15 protein-coding genes and 1 tRNA gene are annotated in these 23,421 nt (G+C 39.8%); 12 read left to right on the forward strand and 4 right to left on the reverse strand.

Annotated elements, in window-relative coordinates; all coding sequences use genetic code 11:
- Nucleotides 1–268 precede the first annotated feature (268 nt).
- The 5 genes from DBR43_RS26945 (at nucleotide 269) to DBR43_RS26965 (ending at nucleotide 8,167) form a co-directional block, all read left to right on the forward strand.
- Complete coding sequence (locus DBR43_RS26945) at nucleotides 269–658, forward strand: hypothetical protein (protein ID WP_124586444.1); 390 nt, start codon at nucleotides 269–271, stop codon at nucleotides 656–658.
- A gap of 406 nt (nucleotides 659–1,064) precedes the next feature.
- A complete protein-coding gene (locus DBR43_RS26950; RefSeq protein WP_124586445.1) occupies nucleotides 1,065–1,670 on the forward strand; it encodes an RNA polymerase sigma factor in 606 nt (201 codons plus the stop codon).
- Nucleotides 1,671–1,769: 99 nt separating this feature from the next.
- On the forward strand, nucleotides 1,770–3,020 hold the full coding sequence (locus tag DBR43_RS26955; protein WP_124586446.1) for a FecR family protein: 1,251 nt from the start codon (nucleotides 1,770–1,772) through the stop codon (nucleotides 3,018–3,020).
- 284 nt (nucleotides 3,021–3,304) lie between these two features.
- On the forward strand, nucleotides 3,305–6,820 hold the full coding sequence (locus tag DBR43_RS26960) for a SusC/RagA family TonB-linked outer membrane protein (RefSeq protein WP_158622606.1): 3,516 nt from the start codon (nucleotides 3,305–3,307) through the stop codon (nucleotides 6,818–6,820).
- A 9-nt stretch (nucleotides 6,821–6,829) separates the two neighbouring features.
- On the forward strand, nucleotides 6,830–8,167 hold the full coding sequence (locus tag DBR43_RS26965; RefSeq protein ID WP_124586448.1) for a RagB/SusD family nutrient uptake outer membrane protein: 1,338 nt from the start codon (nucleotides 6,830–6,832) through the stop codon (nucleotides 8,165–8,167).
- A 445-nt stretch (nucleotides 8,168–8,612) separates the two neighbouring features.
- On the opposite strand, the gene DBR43_RS26970 is transcribed toward DBR43_RS26965, so the two are convergent.
- From DBR43_RS26970 to DBR43_RS26980, 3 genes are all read right to left on the reverse strand, one after another.
- Nucleotides 8,613–8,685, reverse strand: a tRNA-Lys gene (locus tag DBR43_RS26970).
- A gap of 445 nt (nucleotides 8,686–9,130) precedes the next feature.
- Nucleotides 9,131–11,500 (reverse strand): ABC transporter permease, encoded by a 2,370-nt coding sequence (locus tag DBR43_RS26975; RefSeq protein WP_124586449.1) that lies wholly within the window; start codon nucleotides 11,498–11,500, stop codon nucleotides 9,131–9,133.
- A gap of 208 nt (nucleotides 11,501–11,708) precedes the next feature.
- On the reverse strand, nucleotides 11,709–12,068 hold the full coding sequence (locus DBR43_RS26980; protein WP_124586450.1) for a winged helix-turn-helix transcriptional regulator: 360 nt from the start codon (nucleotides 12,066–12,068) through the stop codon (nucleotides 11,709–11,711).
- Nucleotides 12,069–12,173: 105 nt separating this feature from the next.
- Between DBR43_RS26980 and DBR43_RS26985 the strand changes: the two genes are divergently transcribed.
- From DBR43_RS26985 to DBR43_RS26995, 3 genes are all read left to right on the forward strand, one after another.
- The gene (locus DBR43_RS26985; RefSeq protein WP_124586451.1) at nucleotides 12,174–12,917 is read left to right on the forward strand and encodes an SDR family NAD(P)-dependent oxidoreductase; all 744 of its coding nucleotides are present in this window, start codon (nucleotides 12,174–12,176) and stop codon (nucleotides 12,915–12,917) included.
- Between the two features lie 219 nt (nucleotides 12,918–13,136).
- A complete protein-coding gene (locus DBR43_RS26990; protein WP_124586452.1) occupies nucleotides 13,137–13,967 on the forward strand; it encodes a phospholipase in 831 nt (276 codons plus the stop codon).
- A gap of 118 nt (nucleotides 13,968–14,085) precedes the next feature.
- Nucleotides 14,086–14,622 (forward strand): hypothetical protein, encoded by a 537-nt coding sequence (locus DBR43_RS26995; RefSeq protein WP_124586453.1) that lies wholly within the window; start codon nucleotides 14,086–14,088, stop codon nucleotides 14,620–14,622.
- 34 nt (nucleotides 14,623–14,656) lie between these two features.
- Here the strand turns inward: DBR43_RS26995 and DBR43_RS27000 are convergent, their stop codons facing one another.
- Nucleotides 14,657–16,312 carry an alpha/beta fold hydrolase gene (locus DBR43_RS27000; RefSeq protein ID WP_124586454.1) on the reverse strand — a complete coding sequence of 552 codons (1,656 nt, stop codon included), beginning with the start codon at nucleotides 16,310–16,312 and terminating at the stop codon, nucleotides 14,657–14,659.
- A 148-nt stretch (nucleotides 16,313–16,460) separates the two neighbouring features.
- Between DBR43_RS27000 and DBR43_RS27005 the strand changes: the two genes are divergently transcribed.
- From DBR43_RS27005 to DBR43_RS27020, 4 genes are all read left to right on the forward strand, one after another.
- Entirely contained in the window at nucleotides 16,461–17,039 is a 579-nt protein-coding gene (locus DBR43_RS27005) for an RNA polymerase sigma factor (protein WP_124586455.1), read from the forward strand.
- A gap of 89 nt (nucleotides 17,040–17,128) precedes the next feature.
- Entirely contained in the window at nucleotides 17,129–18,271 is a 1,143-nt protein-coding gene (locus DBR43_RS27010) for a FecR family protein (RefSeq protein ID WP_233603231.1), read from the forward strand.
- A 322-nt stretch (nucleotides 18,272–18,593) separates the two neighbouring features.
- A complete protein-coding gene (locus DBR43_RS27015; protein WP_158622607.1) occupies nucleotides 18,594–21,914 on the forward strand; it encodes a SusC/RagA family TonB-linked outer membrane protein in 3,321 nt (1,106 codons plus the stop codon).
- Between the two features lie 12 nt (nucleotides 21,915–21,926).
- Nucleotides 21,927–23,375 (forward strand): RagB/SusD family nutrient uptake outer membrane protein, encoded by a 1,449-nt coding sequence (locus DBR43_RS27020; protein WP_124586457.1) that lies wholly within the window; start codon nucleotides 21,927–21,929, stop codon nucleotides 23,373–23,375.
- Nucleotides 23,376–23,421 lie beyond the last annotated feature (46 nt).

Consider the following 23,421-nt stretch of genomic DNA (forward strand, 5'->3'; position numbering starts at 1 on the left):
GTGTTTTAAGCTGTTGGAGGAGGAAGGCAACTCTTTCTGTTCATGTTCTTGTTTTTTCAAACGTAAATATATGTTTTTCCTGATCAAAACCTATTGATAAAACATCGTTATGATACTCCGTAATTTTCTTTTTAGATATGATCATGTTTTAACTAAAAAACGGTCATAATGTTCAATGGCTGGATTTGCTGAGTAGGGTGGATCTCATCATTAGCTTTTTTTGTATCAAAAACAATGACTAAATTCAAATTTAAAAAAATATACCGATATGAAATATCTATCCATCCTCTTTATGACAAGCACTGCGCTGTTTTTGCAAACATTTTTTATCAGCAATAATCCAAGTCAAGGCAAATGTGGAATGGCTGTAACATATGCTGAAATGGCTTATAAGGATTTTAAAAAAGCATATAAATCTCTTTCAATGGATGAAGCGAAAAAAAGCATTAAAACAGGTGTGAAAAAAGCCGCTCAGTCATCTGCCTATGCAATAATCCCGGATTGTGATTGTGCTAACGCAAAGAACTATGCACTAAATGCTGTTACGTTTGGAAATCAGGCGGCAAAAGCGGATGATCTGGAATCCTTAAAAAAACTGGTAAAAAAGGCTATGGATGCTTCGTTAGATGTATTGACAGCAGTACCTGAATGCAAATAATTTTTGCCGATTTTATTAGCGATATTTTATGGATAATTCCCTGATGCTCGTTAATGTAGCAACAATTCCTAAAAACTTATAGTAGTGAGTACATTTCTTTACTCCTATTACTACCGATGTTATAAACAGTTTGAAGGCAAAATTTGACAAATTTTTAATATTATTCCATCATACCTTTTTGTGTTTTTTTTTATTCGTAGCTCATATTTCCTAATTAACTGATATTAAGATTATTTTGTAATACATTTGTATCATAGGATTACTGACAGTACAAATTAATTAAAATATAAGCTCATTAGACTACCTATAGCATGTGTGACTTATTTTAAATTTAGCCCTGCCGGACTAAAGATTTTAATTATTAAAGAAAGCAGCCAGTAGTCTAAATGGGGAATTATCAATTTTTATGGCTGGGGAATTATTAGAGGATTTGAATGAAAGTGAACGTATCACTCAACTCAAGGAGGGTAATAAGCGTGCGTTTGAAGATTTATACAATCGCTATAAATACAGAATAGCTGGAAACCTGTTAAAATTGTTAAAATCGGAAGAATTAGCAGAAGAAATGCTTCAGGATCTTTTTATGAGGATTTGGGACAACAGGAGTTCGCTGGATCCTGAAAAATCATTCCGTGCTTATCTTTTTCGTATTGCCGAAAATATGGTTGTTGATTATTATCGTAAGATTGCCAGGGATAGAAAAGCGTTTGACAAGATGATGAGTTCTGGATCTGAATATTACTCTCATATTGAAGAAACCATTTTCAGTAAAGAACGTATACTTTTGCTGCATGGAGCAATCAATTTGTTACCACCTCAGCGGAAACATGTTTTTATACTTTGTAAACTGGAAGGTAAATCTTATAAAGAAGTAAGCGAGTTGCTAGGGATTTCCCCTTCTACCATTAATGATCATCTTTTAAAAGCGAACCGTTTTTTAAAACAATACCTTAATCCAACCTTACCTGTCGTAGTTTCCATGCTGGCAGGTGCCATTGTTGTGGGCATATAAGTCCTGCAGACATTTAAATACCAGTATTTATTTAATTTTCAAAAAAAACAGCTATTGAGCAGGTAGTTTCTTTTAGTTAAACGTATTAGCTAAAAAACTTTGGAAACAGAACAACACATAAAGGAATTACATCGAAGATATCTTGACGGTCAGTGTTCTGAACAAGAAATAGATTACTTATTTCAATACTTTGGCCTGCCTGAGAGTGAGCAGTTGTTGCGTCAGCTTATTATTGCAGAACTGAACAATGAAGAAGAAGAGTTTGAAGATCCTATTGTAATCAATACGATGATCGGCCGCGTTGATCAGTATCTACAGGAAAAATTGGCTCTTAAACCTAATAAAATGATAAAATTAGGATCGAACCTAATAAAAATTGCTGCAGCAGCCGTAATTTTTATTATACTTTCATGCAGTATTTATTATTATCTATACCGTTCTATAGAAAAATTGAAATCTGATACGGCAACTCACCTTAATAAAAAGGACATTGCCCCGGGCCGTAATCAGGCAACGCTGACTTTAGCGGATGGACGTCAAATAATCCTGACCGATGCTACCGAAGGCGAGCTGGCCAGGCAGGCTGGTTTTAAAATCACTAAAACGAAGAACGGTCAATTAACTTATCAGGTTACGCAGGTTTCAGGAAAAGATGATACTTCAAGTCTGAACACATACAATACAATCAGTACTCCAAGAGGCGGGCAATATCGGGTGAATCTACCTGATGGCAGTAAAGTATGGTTGAATGCAGCTTCCTCTATTAAATTTTCTGCTGCTTTTAATTCACGGAATGTAAGAAAAATAGAACTGACTGGTGAAGCCTACTTTGAAGTCGCAAGACTTAAGACTAAAACACATTCTTCAGCAGCAAATGAAAGTGGAAGCAGTATACCATTTATTGTTGTTACAGGCAAACAGGAGGTGAGAGTATTAGGAACACATTTCAATATCAATGCCTATAATGATGAACCCGTTACTAAAACCACTTTACTGGAAGGCAGCGTCCGGATTACCGGGCTTAAAAATAAGGAAACAGTCAAGCTTAAAGAAGGGGAGCAGTCAGGACTGAACAATTATGGTATAGCAGTGTCAAATGTTAATACAGAACAATTTATTGCCTGGAAAAATAACACGTTTATGTTTGAAGGAGACAACATACAAGCCATTATGCGTCAGATCTCCAGATGGTATAATGTTGAAGTCATATTTAAAGGTAATATTTCCAAAGAGAATTTTGGAGGTAAAATCTCCAGACTTAAAAATCTGTCAGAAATACTTGATTTGATTGAATTAACGGGACTTGTTCATTTTAATGTAGAAGGAAGGAGGATCATCGTTATGCCATAACCTATACCTAAACGGCGATCCATTTTAAAAAACCGGGAGTACTACTAATACCCCCGGCAAATTATTTGGATTTGCTAATTGAATATCATGTGTTATCAAAATTTCAACTTATCCAAACCACCAAATTTATGAATTTTTATGCCAAAATTATGCGCATGCTTTTCAGCTGCATAATTAAATTTCTGCGGATAACAGCTCTTGTCATTTGCCGGATCAAAAAAAACAATGCAAGGAAACTGATAATGAAAATAAACCTGGTCATTTTTCTATTAATTTCAACCTTTATGCAGATCAGCATAGCTGCTATTGCACAAAAGATAAATCTGACGGAAAAAGATATTCCGATGCCCCAGCTGCTGGAAAAAATAAGCAAACAGACGGGTTATGACTTTTTTTATACTAATGAAATGTTTAGTGGGAATTCAAGGGTCGCAGTCAGCTTTAAAGATGCAAACCTGGAAGAAGTTCTTAACTATCTTTTTAAAGAGCAGAACCTGAAGTATATCATTAAGTATAAAACTATTGTCGTACAAAGGAAAACAGTTGTGCCCGTTAGAGAACCAGCGACTATACTAAAGAAACTAAAAATTAAAGGACTGATAACTGATTCGAAAGGAAAAGAAATACCTGGTGCAGTAATAGCAGAAAAAGGTACCCAGAACCGTACCGCTTCACAAGTAAATGGCACCTTTTCCATAGAAGTTAACGATAACGCAACGCTTATCATCAGCTACGTTGGCTATGATACTCAGGAAATAAAACTGAAAAACAATCAGGAAAACTTAACGGTAGTACTGGCAGAGAGTTTAAATCAACTGGGTGAAATTGGGGTAATCAGCACCGGGTATCAGAAAATCAAAAAAGATCAGCTAACCGGAGCGGCTTCTGTTATGACAGAAAAAGAATATCAACAGCGTGAGGCCGTTACTGGAAATTTCCTGGAAAGTCTGGAAGGTAAAATTCCTGGACTGGTCTATAATAGTCAGACAGATGAACTTAGTATTAGGGGAGTAGCTTCTTTTGACGCCGTAAAGCAACCATTGATCGTTGTAGACGGATTTCCAACAGAAATAGATCTGCGCACGATCAATCCAAATGATATTATTTCGGTTAGTGTGTTACGCGATGCAGCAGCGGCTTCTATTTATGGTGTACGGGCATCTAATGGTGTAATTGTTGTAGAAACGAGGAGGGGGAAATCTGGTAAATCCGTATTTACCTTGCGTAGTACCTATGCTATACAGGACAAACCTGATTTTAGTTATCTGAACTATGCTCCTGCAAACGAATTTGTTCAGCTTCAGAAAGAAAGTTTTAATATAGCCAAGCCTTCCTATATTTTATTTCAGCTCGGTTACAGCAAATTAAACCCTGCACAACAGATTCTTTTTAGCGGTACTCGCCTTGACCTTTCAAATCCACTGCTCACAGCGGATCAGATCGATCAGAAATTGCTCGCACTGGGCTCATATGATAACCTAAAAGAATATCAACGCCTATTTTTTCAAAAAAGACAGACAAAGAATATAAACTTTGATGTGAGTGGTGGTAATGACAAAAGCACTTATATACTTGGATTAAACTATATCGATGAAATTCCAATCAGGATAAGATCAGAAAATAAACAGTACAATCTAAGTATGGCTAATACCTTTAAATTCTCCACCAGATTTAATCTGGACTTTAAAACTACTTATACCAATTATAAGAATGTTAGCGGAAATACACCGAACTATTCTGACTTTTATCCCTACGAACATCTTACAGACGATCAAGGCAACGCACTTCCGGTATCTTTAGATCCCAACCGGAATTACTATAGCAGGCCACTGTCCAGGGCAAATAATAATGCTTTGATGGCCTTGGGTCTATACGATATGCTTTACTATCCATATAGAGAGCTAGCCAGCAATACCAACACTAGTCAAGGTTCATCCATTAGATTTCTGGGCAGGCTAAACACCAAACTCACAGACTGGCTGAATATGGATCTCGGCGGAAATTATGAAAATCAGAATGTAAGAGCTGATCGTTTACAGTTGGAAGACTCTTATGCTGTAAGAGCACTGGTCAATACTATGGCTGTAAAAGATCCTGTTACTGGTAATGCCATGTTTTCCAATATGCCAAAAGGAAATATTTTGAAAAGGAGCAATACAAGCATGATAAATTATACCATGAGAGGGCAGCTAAACTTTGCTCATAAATTTGGAGAGAACAATCATGATTTTTCAGGCATTCTTGGAATTGAGCAAAAGATTACACAACTCAAAGCCTATACAACATCCTATTTTGGATACGAGCCGCAAACATTGATCAATAAACCTATTAATATGGGTATTTTAAATGCTACAACTATACCTGCATTTACCAGTGTAGGATATAGTAGCAACTTTATAAATACCGACTATTTCAACCAGTTGGAAGGAGAGCGGAGGTTCAGGTCATTCTACGGGGAGGGTACTTATATCTTTAAAAATAAGTATATCGCTACAGGAAGCTTTAGAATTGATCAATCTAACTTGTTTGGTGCAGATCCGAAATATAAAAATAAACCTCTATGGTCTACAGGCTTAAACTGGCGCATTGGAGAAGAGGACTTCATCAAGCAAATCCCGTGGATTGACAATATGCAGGTAAGAACCGCTACCGGCTTTAATGGTAATGTGCCAAACAGTTACAACGGGGCATTTTTGATTTTATACTCAGGATTGAATACATCGCTTAACGTACCTTTGACCTATTATGATGTACTCACTCCGCAAAACCAATCTATCCGTTGGGAAACCACCAGGAATTATAACCTTGGGTTGGATTATACCTTATTAAAAAACCGGATCTCAGGTTCAGTGGACTGGTACATGAAGAAAACCAGAGATGTATTCGGGCAATTTGACGCAGACCCTACCTCTGGTTTTAACCAATATAATGCCAATACTGCATCTATTCAAAATAAAGGACTCGAATTTCTGGTAAACAGTGTGAACATTAAGTTAAATAACTTTAAATGGACAACACAAGTGACTGCTTCTTTCAACAGTAATAAAGTATTGGCAATAAAAGCAACGGAATATGCAAACTCACAATTGATTACGAGTGGTATCACTCCTGTACTCGGGCTTCCTATAGGTGCATTATTCAGCTATAATTATGGCGGATTGAATGAAGCAGGGCAACCTTATGTAATAGATAAGAAAGGCAATCATAAAGTACTGGCTTTTTCGGGATCAAATCGGGCAGATGTGACTAAAGATGACCTGATTTATAATGGAACAACTACGCCTAAATATGTACTGGGATTAAATAACCAAATCACCCTCGGCGCTTTTGATGTGTCTTTTCTATTTATGTATTATGGAGGTCATGTTATGAGAGTAGAACAACCTAATCCTAATAATATCGGTGCTCTTTTTAATAATCCACTTGCCGGATCAAACAATTTCTGGAGAAAACCTGGTGATGAGAATAACACTATGATCCCTGGATTCCTCCTTTCCAGCAGCTCAATGCCTGGATATTTTCAATCTTCTGCCTTATATGGTTATCAATATGCTACGCAGTTTGTGCGTAGGGCAGATTATATCAGGTTGAGGGATATTGTTGTTACGTATAACGCCAAAATTCCTGCCTTTGAAAAAATAGGTTTGAAAAACACGCAACTCCGTTTTCAGGCACAGAATGCTTTTCGTTATACCTTTAGCGGTAATGATATAGATCCGGATGCGATAAACCGCAATTCAGGCACCAGGTCACTGACGGTGCAGCCATTTTACAGTCTGACTTTTTCAACTAATTTTTAAATAAAAACCATGAAAAATAGCCATATAATCTTACTATTCATCCTGGCCGTTAACTGTTCTTCCTGTGGTAAATTTTTGGATATTGAACCGAAAGGAATCATTATTCCAAAAAAGGTATCAGACTACGAAGGCATACTTAATTCGCCAACCATGAACAATACTTTTCCAATAGATATTCTTGTTCTTACCGATGATAATTTTAATAATTTTGACAACACTGACCAATCAGCTAGAGCAAACGAATATTACTGGAGGCCTGTTATTACCCTTAATGAAAAGTCAAATCCGGAGATTTGGGGATCATCATATCGTGCAATTTATGATGCAAATGTCATCATTAGCGGAATTCTAACAGCTACTAACGGCACAGACGCACAAAAGCAAAGTATATTGGCCGAGGCACTTGTCATCAGGGCCAATTCCCTTCTGGACCTGCTTACCGTATTTGCAAAAGCATATAATCCTTCAACAGCAGACTCCGATCCAGGATTACCACTGGTAATCAGTACCAATGTGACTGATAAGATACCAAAAAGATCATCAGTTAAACTCACCTTGAATACACTCATTAATGATGTGAGTAATGCCGTCAATGCACTTCCTTTGAGCAATGTTAACAGATATAGAGTTTCTAAATACGCAGCTTATGGTTTACTAAGTCGTATTTATTTATATATGGCAGATTACCCCAATGCAAAGAAGTATGCCGAAATGGCTCTGCAAGCACCAAATACCCTGTTAAATTATAATAATTATGCAAGCAGCAATCAAGTACCTATTTATGATCTTAATCCAGAAGTGTTATGGCAGCGCGCGTCAGTTAGTGGCGACCCTACATTTATGCTCTATTCAAGTGATCTGAAGACCTATTTTGACAGTTCCGATATTCGCTATCAGTTTTTAACAGTAACCAATAATGATGGTTTGGGAAGAGCTGGTTTTCTGGGTAATAAATATAATTTTGGGATAACCTTTCCTGAAATGTATCTGACCAAAGCGGAGATGCTTGCCAGAGAAGGCCGGTTTCAGGACGCAATTGATATTGTAAATATGCTGAGAAAAAACCGTATCAGAACAGTAGATTACGTAGATCAGACTGCTGCTACAAGTGAAGAAGCCCTTGTTAAAGTATTGGCAGAGCGCAGAAGAGAACTAGCTTATAGTAGTACACGCTGGTTTGACATGAAACGATTAGATCAGGAAGGACGTATGCCCGAAGTAAAAAGGATCAACAAAGATAGCCATGAAGTAGAAGCATCATTACCTCCGCACAGCCCAAATTATACTTTCGAAATACCGACTAGGGTACTCATGTTTAATCCCGGCATGGAACTTAACCGTAAATAACATCAGTTCTCAAAGATATGAGACCAAAAATAGATGACTGGAAAAACTAATTTGTAAACTTTTCTGAGTAAAATTTCAGGTTAAGCAGTAGTCAATAAAAAACCGGTGTTTGCAGGTGCAGCACCGGTTTTTTATTTTAAACCGTTGCCAGATGCTCCAAAAGACCGACAATGCATATTAAGGTTGCAGCGAAAAAACGTGGCCCCGAAAATAATCATTTTGTAGGGGGTAGGCGGTTGGATTTTAAATCGATCATGGTGGGATTCAAACCTGGTACAGAAATGAGCATTTAAATATAATTGGATACAATTTTTAAATTCGACTCATCGAATCACTCACATTTTTAGAGGTGTTTTCCTTAATATTATGGATTTTTCCGTAAAACAATAAAAGCTTGCAATCTTTTGATTTGCAAGCTTTTATTCGATTCTGATACTATTCTCTGTGATCCCGCTGGGATTCGAACCCAGGACCACTACATTAAAAGTGTAATGCTCTACCAGCTGAGCTACGGAATCATTTATTTCCCTTGTTCGGGGTTGCAAAAGTATAATTTTTACTCAAATATTCTACGTCCTGATTGTCCTATATTGAAAATAAAATCAATTTCCTTTCTAATCGGTTGATCTATAGGGATAAAAAATTCTACCTTTTTCGCTAAAAACGTAGAAGAAACCATCTATACATCGATTTTAACGGAATCTTAGTTTTTGAAGATGTTTATTGGGCACGGGTAAACCTGAATTTTGGAGTTGTTACTGCTGAATTTATTGACTGTGCTTTTATTGCAAATGGTAATGATGTGGATCTGATCAACTTTAAACAGATCTGGAAGGATAAGTTACCTGATTTAGTGCTGACTTGCTTTGTAATAAAGACTTCGTCAACAGGAACTGAAATAAAGGTTGTCGCTAGAAATTTTAACGTAACTGTCTGAAAATAAAAAATAAGAGACAAAGATGATTATTCATATTTAAGTGCATCAACAGGATTTGCTTTTACCACTTTTACCGATTGTATACTTACAGTGATTGCTGCAATTAAAATGGAGATCACGATCGCCAGGACAAATGGCAAAAAGCTGATAGAAATTCGATATTCAAAAGTTGACAGCCACTTATTAATGATAATATAAGCCAGTGGGAAAGCAATTACGTTTGCGATGGCCACGAGTTTAATAAAATCTTTATTTAACAAGGTTAAAATGTTGCTTGTGCTGGCACCCAGAACTTTGCGAATACTGATTTCCTTTTTCCGCTGCTCTGCCATGAATAGCGCAAGTCCGAGCAAACCCAGACAAGAAATGAAGATGGCAAAGCCGCCAAACCAGTTTGAAAGTGTGCCTAGCAGTTTTTCATTTTTGAATTTAACTTCAAAAGATTCATTTACGAATTTTCTATCTACGGGATAATCCGGATTAATTCCCTTTACAATGGCATCTATCTGACTTAGAGAAGCACTGATATTCTGGCCCTCGTTTAAACGAACCAAAACAACGCCGCCCTCGTTTTTATTGGATTGATAGAATATCATCGGTCCCACTTTTTTGTAGGGAGATTCTAATACGAAATCTTTCATTACTCCAATAATTGTACATCTGCTGCCTCTAAAACTGATCACAGATCCTACAGGATTTTTGAGCCCCATTGTTTTGATGGCTGCCTGATTAAATATCACTTTATTTGAATCACCGGGAAATTCCCGTCCAAAAGTTCTACCGGAAATCATCTCTGTACCAATGGTTTCTACAAAGTCATAGCCTATACCTCTTTCATTAAACAACACCATTTCATTCGGATTTTTCCCCGGCCATGAGGTATTCGAGTTGTTGTTTCCTTCCTCATCAATACCCATGCTGAGCAGAGAAACTCTTTTTATCGCACCGGATTTCAACAATCGTTCATTAAGCAGATCGAGCTTTCCATTATCTTTTAGATTACCCTGCAGGGCAATCTGAATCAGGTTTCCCTGCTCATAACCGATTGGTTTGTTTTTGATGTAGTTTAATTGCTGATAGATAACTGCAGTGCAGACAATTAAACAGGCTGCAAAAACAAACTGACTCACCACCAAAATCTTCCTTACAGAAATAGCAGAGCCCGTTGTTGAGCCAAAGCCTTTGAGTACCTTAATTGGCTCAAAAGAAGAAAGGTAAAATGCAGGATAGCTGCCTGCAAGTAAGCCTGTAAATATAATTAAGCCAGCCAATACAAGCCAATATTTCCAGTCCTGATACTGGATAACCAGCTTAATATTCAATAGTTCATTGAAATAAGGCAGGCTGACCTCTAAAAGTATAAAAGCGATTACTGTCCCAATAAGAGACAACAATATACTCTCTAATATAAATTGAGAAATCAACGATTTCCTGCTTGATCCTATCGCTTTTCTAACCCCAACTTCTTTAGCTCTTTTCTCGGAACGGGCAGTAGAAAGGTTCATGAAATTGACACAGGCAATGAGCAGGATACATATAGCCAACAGGAAAAATATCTTTAACTGATCTATTTTTCCGCCAACGAGTTTGCCATTTTCAAACTGATCATATAAGTGCCATTTGGCAAGGGGATGTAAAAATAATATGGGTTTTAGATTTTTTCCATGACGTTGATACATGTCTTTTATGGAACTATTGAATTGATCTAAATGACTATTGTTTTTGAGCTGTACCAGTGTTAAGCAAAAATTGCTGGCCCAACCTTCTTCTATGGTCCATGGCTCATGCTGCTCATACAATTTCCAGGGCATCATATAGTCAAACCTGATACTGCTGTTCTCCGGCAAATCAGCCATTACGGCTTCCACTTTCAGGCCGTCGTTGTTGTCGAGTTTTACAGTTTTACCGATCGGATTTTCAGCTCCGAACAGTTTTTTTGCCAATGTATGCGTTAATACCACACTGTTAATGTTCGCCAGGGGATTAGTACTGTTCCCACTCAAAAATTCATAATCTAAAATCCTGAGAAAGGATGGATCTGCAAAGACAGCTTTACTTTTAATTTTCTTAGCTCCATAACTGATCAGCTGCTCATTTGGATAAGTAGACCTGGAGACATCCACGACATCCGGATACTTCTGTTTTAGCTCTGGTGCCAGAACACCTGGCGTCAGTGCCCAACTGACTATTTTACCATTTGCATCCAGACTATTGTAAGCAACATAGGTCGTATTGTAATTTTTAAATTGTTTGTCATAGCTAAACTCATAGGCTACGTATAGAAGCAAAAGCATGCAGCTGGCAAGACCAATGGCTAATCCGCCGATGTTGATCAAAGAGAAGCCTTTGTTTTTCCAAAGGTTTCGGAGCGCTATTTTTAAGTTTAATCTGAACATCTTTTTAGGTTGAGGCTGGAGAGGTTAAATTTCCTGATCCATTATTCGGGTGTACGGTTAAGTTTACCTGACAACCAAGCTTATGCCAAAAGCTAAAATGACAATTAAGCTATTGATAGTTAGTTAAATAATAGCTTTCCCGGGTTTACTATGTCCATTATCGAACATATGATGTGCGGGAGCGGACAGTTGGGATATAGCGTTGTTTCTAGATTTTTTTATCTCCTATAATTACCTTTCGGTGTCTTATTCCCCAGTCGGTAAGGTCGTTGATGATTGTTTTTAATGTCATCCCATATTCTGTAAGCTGATATTGAACGGTTATCGGTTGGGTGTCCAAAACAGTTCGTTTTATGAGTTGATTGATCTCCAGATCCTTTAATTCTTTGCTCAGCATTTTGTTTGAGATTCCGTTTACATCATTTAAAATATCAGAAAATCTTCTTTTGTTGTAATAGCAGATAGACGAAATGATAGAAATTTTCCATTTCCCGCTCAGCACGTCCATTGCATCGTGCACGGCCATGATCTCTTTTTTGTGTTCTTTTTGACACACGTTGTCAGCCATAAGTTACTTGGTTACCCGAATGTTACTGTTACTTTTCGTTACAAAGTAACTAAAATAAATGTAGCTGTCATAAATTTGCATCGTAAACAATTAAAAAATTTAAAGATGAACTTTACAAATAAAAACGTCGTGATCACCGGCGGAACCACAGGAATTGGATTAGCAACTGCAAAAGCATTTATCAGCGCAGGAGCAAATGTCTTGATTACAGGTAGAAATGCCGGAAATCTGCAAAAAGCAGCCGCAGAAATCAACAGTCCAAGATTGACGACCGTAATTTCAGACACTTCTAAACTGGACGAAATAACGGTCTTGGAAAAAGCAGTGGCGGAAAGCGGAAACAAAGTGGATGTTCTTTTTCTAAACGCCGGGATAGGGGTATTTGCCCCAATCGAACAAGTAACTGAAGCAGATTTTGATGCACAATTCAATACCAATGTAAAGGGGCATTTCTTCACCCTGCAAAAATTAATTCCTCATTTGGCAGAAGGATCATCAGTATTGTTCACCTCTTCAACGGTCGCAACTGCCTCAAATCTTGGAACGAGCATCTATTCTGCAACCAAAGGTGCGTTAAATAAGATTGCTCAAATTGCGGCAAACGAATTGGCGGAAAGAAAAATTCGCGTAAACATCATTAGTCCCGGACCAATCGCAACACCTGGATTAGACAGTGTCGTTCCTGCGGAAGCAAAAGAACATTTAGCTGCTGCTACGGCATTGCAAAGATTGGGTAATCCTGATGAAATTGCGAACACGGTGTTGTTCCTTGCTTCCGACGGCGCAAGTTTCATTACAGGAACAGAGATATTAGCCGATGGCGGTTATATCAACTATGCATTGAGATAAATCAGCCTATTCATTTATCCATAATTTATTTTTGGTTCGATGTACCAGGGGGAATTCCCAATCGTACTCGAACCAGAAAATTTCATAAATCAATATTTAGTCACCATGTTGCCATTGGAGAACATTTCGACAGATTAGGAAAATATTGCAGCACCCGCTGTTAAAAATTAAAGGAAAGACTGTAAATTTGCGCATCGCATATACGCAGACGCACTTAGAATGAACAGAAAATTTATAGTACAATTCAGCATACTCCTTACCGGCTTAATTTCAATCAATTCATACGCCCAAATACACACCGCTAACGATAAAACAATAGACAGTACGGAATTTTCAGGAACGAGGAAAATATTAAATGATTTGTCGGTTGATAAATTTCAAAAGAAAACCTTCCGGAATGGCAGCACTACGATACCTTACAGGATTTTAACACCAAAAAATAGTACTGCAAAAAAATACCCTTTGGTCATCACTTTTCATAACTCTACGAGAATTGGGAATGACAATGAGCATCAATTAGAGCCTTTGGCCAGGATCTGGTTGAGGGAAAACATCTATAGCAATTTTAACTGCTTTGTTGTTGCACCGCAGTTTAAAGAACGATCATCCAGCTATCAGCAGGAAAATGCGGGCGTTTTAACTTCTGTACCATCAGATGATGCCCGCGGGATATTAAAACTGATTGAGGAAATTGAAAGTACCTACCCGATAGACAAAAATAAGATCTACCTGGTCGGTTACTCCATGGGCGCTTCTACAGCACAAAACCTACTCAATATAAATCCTGATAAATTTGCCGCACTGGTGTCAATTGCGGGTGTTCCTGACTTTTCAAATCTCGAAAAACTTAAGAATAAAAACATCTGGCTCATTCATGGGGAAAAAGACATTGAAAATCCATACATCGGAAGTACAGAACTATACACCAGATTGGGAAAAAACAAGAACCTGGTTTTTACAACTTTTAACAACCTGGAGCATAATAACATCGTGATTCCATATCTGCTCTCAGATGAAATCCCCAAATGGTTATTTAAAACATCCCGGTAATTAAAATAAACACATCTTTAACTTGGTTTAATGTACTATTTTGGTTTTTAGTAACCAGGTCTATTATATATATTTGACCCTTGTACGATAGCTGAACCTCTTAAACTAACGCAACCAAATGAAAAAAACACTCACATTAATTTTAATTGCAATAATTACAATCGGTTCAATTTATGCCCTGGTTGTTTACATTAAAATGGATGGCTTTTCGTTTGCCTGGATTCTGAACTTCCTGTTGATGCTATTTGTAGTTTTTTTTACCGATGCACTAAAAAGTCCTCTTGCTTCTCCTTATTATAATGAAAAGGGATGGGAGCAGAGAGGAAAGATTTACGAGCATCTTGGAATAAACCTTTTCAGAAAATTATTGGTCTGGATTGGTTGGGAAAAAGTCATTAGAAAAACGAATCCGATAGAAAAAAATACCAATGCTTTGATGAATTTATATTATCGGACTAAAAAATCTGAACTGGATCACCTGATTATCCTGGTGATCGTCCTGGGCTTTAATATCTTTGTAGCATTCAAATTCGGGCTGATCAAATCTTTGTCCCTGCTGATATTAAATGTCTTATTCAACCTCTATCCAATTTTCCTTCAAAGGTATAACCGTCCAAGGATCAAAAGAGCCTTAAATTTAAGTCAACGGAGATAAAGGCGCCCGCACCATGGCATATTGTCCAACCGAGTTATGGATTGGATCTCTCATTTTTCAGGAACTCCAAAACCAAACTGTTCAGTTCCTCCGGACGCTCAAAAGGGAGATAATGCGTTGCATTTGGAATGAGCTTCAGTTGGGAATTTTTGATCCATCTGGCAATTGACCTGGTATGTTCCTCTTTGATTACGTCCTCTGCTCCTGCGATAACCATTGCCTGGTTATTGATCTGACCCAGTTGCGCCTTACTAAATTCCGGCTGTTCCAGCATCAGCTTTAAAAGCCTCATATCGGTTCCTGCCACATTTTCTGAAAGCCGTTTTTGGAACATGGTCAGTACTTCGTCCTTAACACCAGAAGGGCTGAGGTTTGCACCAATCATAATGAGTTTGTTAACCAGTTCTGGCTTTGCGAGGGTAAAGGCCAGGCCGGTATTGCCTCCATCGCTCCATCCAAGGATATTTACTTTTTTTAACTGCAGGGTTTCTATAACCTTGAAAAGATCTGATGCAAATTGCTGATAGCTGAATGGCTTGGCAGACAAGTCTGTACTTCGGCCCTGGGACCTGGTGTCGATCGCGATCACCTGGAAATATTTGCTGAGCTGGGGGATCTGTTGATAGAAATCTGCGATACTACCCGCATTACCATGGAGCAGAACCAGAGGTTCTCCCTTTCCATAGGTTTCATAATAGATTTTTCCCTCCGTTACATCAATATATTTTCCGCTTTTATTTTTTCCGTACCTGCTTTTTTGAGCCCTGGCCCTGTTCAGATAAACTGTTGTCAGCATTTTGGTGTTGAGGTCGCTGGAAGTATCTGTTTGCACCTGAATCTCATCGACTGATTTTTTTCCCTTTGGGTTATAGCTGACCTGCAGGTTGGAGATGAAACTACCCTGACTGGCCTCCCAGTTGCCCTGACTTTGGTACCTGAACAGGAGATTCCTGGAAACGGATTTCTTTGCAGAAAGCCCAAATACGAATGCGGTGTCAGTAAGGGGCTGATGAGCTACGAGCTGAAGGGTGACCGCAATTTTGTCCAGATCTTTGAAGCTTAAGGCATAAGAAGAAAGGTCAATGTGCTGCCAACCGGTTGTCGTTGTTTTGTATAGCAGATTCTCCTGCAGGACGGACTCCTGAGGCAGATCATTCTTTAATTTATAAATATTAAGCTTCAGGGAGATCTGCTTAAATCTTGAGCTCGGCATGATGTAAAAGTTATAGGAATTTAGCCTGGTTTCAGGGAAAAGCTCAAAGATATTTCCCTGCTCGATGGTGGGAACATTTTGGTCAAACATTCTTGAAAAGGTGAGAAAGGGACGTGATTGTTGTCCTATGGTTTTTTCATTTAGTTTGCTGCCGTTGATACTGATCTCATTCAGCATGGCCACTTTTTCTGTGAGTACCACGTTGCCGTTATTCTTTAATTCGTTTAGGCCTACCACTTTCGCGAGGTAGCCCAGGGCACTAAAAATGACGGCGCTGTCTTTTAGATGATCAGGTACAACAAGTTTGTATTGTCCGTTTTCAGTGGCCAGACTTCCTGACCTGGAGTTTTTGATGCCAATAGAAGCATAAGGGATAGGGTTGTTTGATTGATCCTTGACGCTGCCTTCGACGATAATTTGTGCTTTAAGATAAACAGGTGCTAGCGAAAATACCAGGGCTAAAAGAAATTTGGTCATTAAATGTTGGTTTATAAGAGATAGACGTTTGATCTGATCAATTGGTTGCATGGCCCGTTGATTTGAAGATAAAATCTGCCTATCCCAAATTATTTACATATTATTGGAACGAAATTTTAACCCTTAACATTCCCGGATTCAATTATCAATGGAAAACTACGCTAAGCGCTCCGACTTAGAATTGTTGCATATGCTCCAGCGTGGTGACCGTTTCGCTTATACCGAAATCTTTGAAAGGTATAAATTCATTCTGCATCATCATGCGATAAAAAAGCTGCCAAACAGGGAGGAAGTAAAAGATATTGTGCAGGAAGTATTCACCATGCTTTGGACAAGAAGGGAAGGCATGAACATCCACACCAACCTTTCAGGTTACCTGTACACTTCTTTAAAACACAGCATTCTTGATCATTTTTCAAAACAGAAAGTGCGCGACAAATATGTCGACTCGATGAAGGATTTTGCCGTTCAGGGAGTGATTCTTCCCGATTACCGCATCAGGGAAAAGCAATTATCTGCAGCAATAGAAGCAGAAATCAGTATGCTGCCTGAAAAAATGAGAATTGTTTTTGAGCTGAGCAGAAAAACTTACCTCAGTCACAGCGAGATTGCCGCACAACTGGGGATCTCCGAAAAAACGGTCAACAGACAGATTTCTAATGCTTTAAAGATACTGAGGTCCAGACTTGGACTCCTTGCTTACCTGGCCTTCCTGATCAGGTATTAAAAAAAAATAAAAAAATATTGATTTCGTCTGCATGTTCGGCCCGACTTAACCGTCTTGGTATATAATTAGGGAAAAAACAATCTGGGATCATGATGCGCGCAGCAGACTATGAAAAATTATTAGATCAATACAAAGCCGGGCTTTGTACGGAAGAAGAGATCGCTTTTATAGAAAGCTGGTACCTGGTTTATCAGGAAGGCACTCTACATGAAGATTTGTCTCTGGCCGACAGGCAAGCTGATCTGAATGAGCTAAGGGCTGCGCTTAACCTTGACTATCCAAAGCCACAGGTTCGCCTCTGGCCAAAATTGCTGGCTACCGCTGCTGCGATTTTAATCGTATTTGGAGCAGGTCTCTATTTCTACATGGATAAAAACAATCCCACTGTTCCTGTATATGCCAATGACATCCCTTCGAAAGGAAAAAATACCGCTACACTGACCCTTGCAAATGGCGAAAAGATTGAATTGTCTGAAGCCAGAATCGGTAAACTCGCAGATCAGGCAGGTATTCAGATTTCAAAAACTAAAGACGGACAGCTCATCTATGAAGTAAGAGATGAAGCCAATGCTACAGCAAATAAGTGGAATACACTGTCGACCGCCAAAGGCGAAACTTATATGGTACGTCTTCCTGATGGAACTAAGGTCTGGTTAAACACTGCATCGGCTTTAAAATACCCGGCAACTTTCAGTAACCTGAAAAAACGGAGTGTAGAATTAAATGGCGAGGCCTATTTTGAAGTCGCTAAAGACCAGCTTCATCCCTTTGTGGTGAAAACCGCGGAGCAGGAGGTTGAAGTACTGGGAACGCACTTTAACATCAACAGTTATACCGACGAAAACAGTACGAAAACCACTCTTCTGGAAGGTGCCGTAAAAGTAAGCCTGGTGAACGGCATGCTTTCAAAGGTAATTAAACCGGGCGAAGAGGTACTGAACATCCAGCAACAACTGCAGGTTCGGCCAGCCAACCTTAAAGATGCAGTAGCCTGGAAATCGGGCTATTTCAGGTTCAATAATGAAACCCTGGAAAGTATCATGCGCCAGGTTTCCAGATGGTACGATGTAGAAGTCGTATACGAAGGGAACCGCAATGAACTTTCCGCTCTGACTTTCTGGGGGATTGTCTCAAAAGAGAAAAACGTTTCTGAAGTTTTAAAGATGATCGAGCGGGCAGAGAAAGTGAAATTCAAAATTAACGGAAGGACCATAACCGTTGTGCCCAATTAGAACCAATCCTATTTTATATATCAACCAACAACCAAAACCTAAACACATGAGAAAAAGAAACCACACAGACCCTTAGCCAAATGCTTTCAGATAAATCAGAAAACAGGAACGTTCGCACCGTTCCTGTTTAAATCCTGATTGGCATAAAAAACGAATTAACATTATTTTATGATTACCGGATTGCCTGTTGCCTCTGAAAGCAGGGCATTTCCGGTACAGACCAATATTTCAAATGTATAAAAATTTTACAAAATATTTTTGTATGTCTCCGTGCTGTATGGCGACTGGCCACAGGCTGTGGGGAATAAATATAATTCTTGTGATGAAATTAATTACAGCATTATTGATCCTGAGTCTTGCTCAGGTAAGTGCGGCTACTTTTGCACAGAAAATAACCATCAACAAAACAAACGCGAGTATTGAAACTGTCCTTGAAGAAATAGGAAGACAGAGTGGATACGATGTTTTTGTAGGGGTGAAGACCCTGAAAAGCGCAAAACCAATAAACATTAATGTAAGGAATGCAGCGATAGACGATGTGCTGAAACTTTGTCTGGAAGGACAACAACTGGACTTTTCCATTGAAAATAAGATCATCGTGATTAAACAAAAGCAGCTTTCTATCCTGGAAAAGGTGGTTGCGGTGTTTTCTGGCAGAGAGGTATTTGGAATTGTGCTGGACAATGAAAACAACCTGTTGGCAGGAGCAACGGTCACGATTAAGGGAAACAACCGCAGTACCACGACCAATGCGATGGGGCAATTCAAATTAAAAGATGTTCAGGATGATGCCATTTTACAGATCTCTTTCATGGGATATGTGACTAAGGAAGTTAAGATAGCCGACAACCTCCTGGGCATAAAACTGGAACTGAGTACTTCCAAACTGGATGAGGTACAGGTCATGGCTTATGGAAAGACCAACCGACGTTTGTCTACAGGAAATATCGTGACCATCACGGCCAAAGAGTTGGAACAACAACCGGTAAACAATCCCTTGCTGGCACTTTCAGGAAAGGTGCCGGGGATGATCGTCACACAGACCAATGGTTATGCAGCCAGTCCTGTTAAGGTAGAAATCAGGGGCAGAAAAGCCATCAGCCCCAATTTTGTATCTGATCCGCTATACATCATAGATGGCGTTCCGCTCAGCAATATGGAATTGAGTATAGGCTCCAATTACAACAATGGCTCAGCAGGTGTAGTCCAGAATGGATTTTCTGCAACAGGTGGCCAGAGCCCGCTGTTTAATCTGAGAACAAGTAACATAGAAAGTATCGAAGTACTGAAAGATGGTGATGCAACAGCGATCTATGGATCAAGAGGAGCGAACGGGGTAATTCTCATCACTACAAAAAAGGGAAAGCCCGGTGCGAGTACTTTTTCAGTGAATGCTTCGCAAGGATTGAGTTTTGTGAAACAACGTTACAGCATGCTCAACACAGAGCAGTACCTGCAGCTCAGAAGAGATGCCTTTGCAAATGACAACCTCACGCCAACAATAACCAATGCGCCGGATTTAATGTTGTACGATCAGACACGTTATACAGACTGGCAAGATAAACTTTGGGGCCATGTGGGCAAAAAGACCGATGCGTCCATGAGCTTATCCGGTGGAGATCAGCAAACACAGTTCCTGATCTCGGGCAACTATGGCAGGTCAGAGGAAGTTCTTTCCAATGGCGGAAACAACCAAAATGCGGCGGTATCACTTAGTTTGAATCACAGTGCCCTGGAACAAAAATTCAAAATAAATGCAAATGTACTGTACACTTATTCTGCGGTAAAGACCCTGAGCACACCCAACGCAGTGACTGTAGCACCCAATGCGCCGGATATTTACGCTACGGACGGTAGCCTGAATTACAATGCCTGGGGCAGAAGTCCGGATGGAATTGCCTATTTCCCTTTCGGTGGTTTGGAATCCAGCTATTTTTCCAACACCCATCTGGTTAAAACCGGGATGAACCTGAGTTATCAGCTGGCAAACAACCTGAGCTTATCTACCAACCTGGGCTATACGTTTACTTTTAATACCAATCGCTTCTACAATCCGATTTCCGGAATGGATCCGCTCAGTAATCCCACTGCAAACGCCTTCTCGGGAAGTACCAATAATTCCAACTGGATTATCGAACCCCAGCTAAATTACAACGTTAATTTATTTGGAGGTGAATTCAGTGCATTATTGGGCAGTAGTTTACAAAAGGACGGCACCAGGACGTCAGGAGTTTATGGACTTAACTATCCGACCGACGACTTTCTGGAGTCCATCGCACTTGCACCTTTTAAACTGAATTATGAAAACATTGGCCATTATAAATATGCAGCGGTGTTTGGCCGTCTGAGTTATAACCTGAAGGATAAATACATCATCAATATCAATGGAAGAAGAGATGGATCATCGCGCTTTGGCCCTGGAAAACAGTTTGGTAATTTTGGTTCTCTCGGGGCAGCATGGGTCTTGTCTAAAGAGACCTGGATTAAAGACCATCTTCCTTCTATGATCAGTTTTCTTAAACTAAGAGGAAGCTATGGCCTAACCGGCAGCGATGCAGTTGGTGATTATAAATACCTCACCCAATGGGCAAATAATCAGGCAGGTTCCTTACCGCTACCCAATTATAACGGGGTTACGCCGTTGGTTAGCTTATTGGCCGTAAATCCGGATTACAGATGGCAGGTGGCAAAGAAACTGGAAGTTGCCGTAAATCTGGGTTTTTGGGAGGACCGGGTTAACCTGCAGATCTCCCGATATCGCGAACGGATAGGCAATCAGCTTACGGAGTACCCAACACCACTTTATAGCGGCTTCAAAAGCGTTGTGGCCAACTGGCCGGCTTTGCTGGAAAATAAAGGTTGGGAATTTGCGCTGGACATCGAAGCCATTAAAACGGATAAGATAAAATGGAACCTGAGCTTTAACGGCGGCCGGAATACCAATATACTGGCCAGTTATCCGGGAATAGAACTTACCCCATATGCCAGTCTTTTTACAGTAGGCAAATCGCTCAATTCAGTATATGTTTTACATTATACAGGAATAGATCCACAAACAGGAAAATACACCTTTGACGACTACAATAAAGACGGTGGTGTTTTCTTCGACAATACCGGGATGCCCGGTACCGGAACAGACGATCGTTATATAAACATTGATACCACGCCTAAATTTGCCGGTGGTTTTGGGACTTCTTTTACTTATAACAATTTCAGCATTAGTGCCCTTTTTGAATACAGACAACAAATCGGTATCAATCCGGATTACAGCGCTGGAAGCTTGTTGGGCAGTATGAACAACCAGTCTGCTGACATATTTGGTAACTATTGGAAGAAACCCGGCGATCATTCTTTGTATCCCAGGCCAACCACAATAGCAGGAGATCCAAGCACGAACAACTTCTTTGCTTCTGACGGCCAATACCGGGATGCTTCTTTTCTAAGGATGAATAACATCTCATTTGGCTATCAGCTCAATGAACAATTATCTAAAAAAATGGGCGCAAAATCTTTGACTGTATATGCCAATGCACAAAACATTTTTGTGCTGAGCAAAGGAAAAGGGCTGGATCCGACGATACAAAATTTTGGTGCAATTCCGCCGGCAAAGGCTGTAGTATTTGGTGTTCAGGCACAGTTTTAATTTGACAATGACATGAAGAGAAATCTAAAATTATATGGTGTAATGCTGATTACAGTAATGCTGGGTTCCTGTAAAGACCTGGTCAGCATTCCGGAGCCGATAGGCTCGGTCACTACAAAAAAAGTATTTGCTACCGATGCGCAGGCAAATTCTGCTATGGCTGGTATTTATACCCGCATGATCAACAACTCCTTTGATGGGAATACCGGAACGCAGGGTTTTGCAACGGGGATGTCTACCATTTTTGGAGGGATGTCTGCCAATGAGCTGATTAGTTTTTCTACCGGAAGCACTGATTACCTGTTCAATACCAACCGGCTACTGGCAGATAATGGCTCGTCAACAAAGATCTGGGTCACCGCTTATGATGCGGTTTATGGTGCCAATGCAGTGATAGAAGGTATTGAAGCTTCAGTTTCTGAAAAGCTACACGACGAGGTCAGGAAAAGACTGACGGGCGAAGCAAAATTTATCCGCGCATTTTCTTATTTCTACCTGGTCAATTTTTTTGGAGAGGTTCCGATGGCCCTTACCATCGATTTCAATAAGACGGTGAACATGAAAAAGACGCCTAAGGCGGAGGTTTATGCGCAAATGATCAAAGACCTTCAGGAGGCAAAAAACCTGCTGCCGGATAATTTTTCAGCTGCGGCCGGCGAAAGAATTTTACCGACCAAATGGGCAGCCACAGCTTTGCTGGCCAGGGTTTATCTGTACACGGGGGATTATGCTAATGCTGCTGTTCAGGCAAGCGAAGTGATCGCTCAGGCTGCATTATTCCAATTGCCTGCAAACTTAAATGAGGTCTTTTTGAAAAATAGCCAGGAGGCGATCTGGCAATTACAACAAGGTGACCTTCCCGCCAATGGAAAAGCTACACCTGAGGGGTATACGCTGGTGGGGAACAAAGCAACGATTCCAAACAATCGTCCCTTTTTCCATATGTCAGACGAATTGAAAAATGATTTTGAAACGAATGACCAGCGCAAAACAGCCTGGACCTGGAACGAAACAGCTGCCGGTAAAGAAGTTTATTATCCCTACAAGTACAAAGTAGGTACCTATAATGCCCGGGAAGGGGTAATGACTGAGTACTATATGGTGATGAGGCTGGCCGAGCAATACCTGATCCGTGCAGAAGCGCAGGCATTGGCCAATCAATCTTTGAATCTGGCCATAGCCGACCTGAATGTGATCCGCCATCGTGCCGGACTGGACGACCTGCCGGCAACACTTTCCAAACCGGAGGTCATTCTCGCTATCGAACATGAAAAGGAAATAGAACTTTTTGCAGAATGGGGCCACCGGTTTTTTGACCTGAAAAGAACGGGAAGGGCACATGATGTCCTCTCTGCAGTTCCAATCAAGCAGCCATGGAATGGCGACTATCAGCTACTTTACCCAATTCCGAGAACAGAAATTATTGCGAACCAAAATCTGATTCAAAATCCGGGCTATTAATTTTTAGAAAACACAACCGTCACCCCCGGCGAAATCCGGCGATGAA

The sequence above is a fragment of the Pedobacter sp. KBW06 genome (genome assembly GCF_003852525.1).
Taxonomy (GTDB): domain Bacteria; phylum Bacteroidota; class Bacteroidia; order Sphingobacteriales; family Sphingobacteriaceae; genus Pedobacter.

Coding starts and splice junctions, on each gene's coding strand:
- DBR43_RS26990 (WP_124586452.1), top strand. CDS start 13,137: ATGAACAGAAAATTTATAGTACAATTCAGCATACTCCTTACCGGCTTA.
- DBR43_RS27015 (WP_158622607.1), top strand. CDS start 18,594: ATGAAATTAATTACAGCATTATTGATCCTGAGTCTTGCTCAGGTAAGT.
- DBR43_RS26965 (WP_124586448.1), top strand. CDS start 6,830: ATGAAAAATAGCCATATAATCTTACTATTCATCCTGGCCGTTAACTGT.
- DBR43_RS26975 (WP_124586449.1), bottom strand. CDS start 11,500: ATGTTCAGATTAAACTTAAAAATAGCGCTCCGAAACCTTTGGAAAAAC.
- DBR43_RS27000 (WP_124586454.1), bottom strand. CDS start 16,312: ATGACCAAATTTCTTTTAGCCCTGGTATTTTCGCTAGCACCTGTTTAT.
- DBR43_RS26960 (WP_158622606.1), top strand. CDS start 3,305: ATGCAGATCAGCATAGCTGCTATTGCACAAAAGATAAATCTGACGGAA.
- DBR43_RS26950 (WP_124586445.1), top strand. CDS start 1,065: ATGGCTGGGGAATTATTAGAGGATTTGAATGAAAGTGAACGTATCACT.
- DBR43_RS26995 (WP_124586453.1), top strand. CDS start 14,086: ATGAAAAAAACACTCACATTAATTTTAATTGCAATAATTACAATCGGT.
- DBR43_RS27020 (WP_124586457.1), top strand. CDS start 21,927: ATGAAGAGAAATCTAAAATTATATGGTGTAATGCTGATTACAGTAATG.
- DBR43_RS26985 (WP_124586451.1), top strand. CDS start 12,174: ATGAACTTTACAAATAAAAACGTCGTGATCACCGGCGGAACCACAGGA.
- DBR43_RS26945 (WP_124586444.1), top strand. CDS start 269: ATGAAATATCTATCCATCCTCTTTATGACAAGCACTGCGCTGTTTTTG.
- DBR43_RS27005 (WP_124586455.1), top strand. CDS start 16,461: ATGGAAAACTACGCTAAGCGCTCCGACTTAGAATTGTTGCATATGCTC.
- DBR43_RS27010 (WP_233603231.1), top strand. CDS start 17,129: ATGATGCGCGCAGCAGACTATGAAAAATTATTAGATCAATACAAAGCC.
- DBR43_RS26980 (WP_124586450.1), bottom strand. CDS start 12,068: ATGGCTGACAACGTGTGTCAAAAAGAACACAAAAAAGAGATCATGGCC.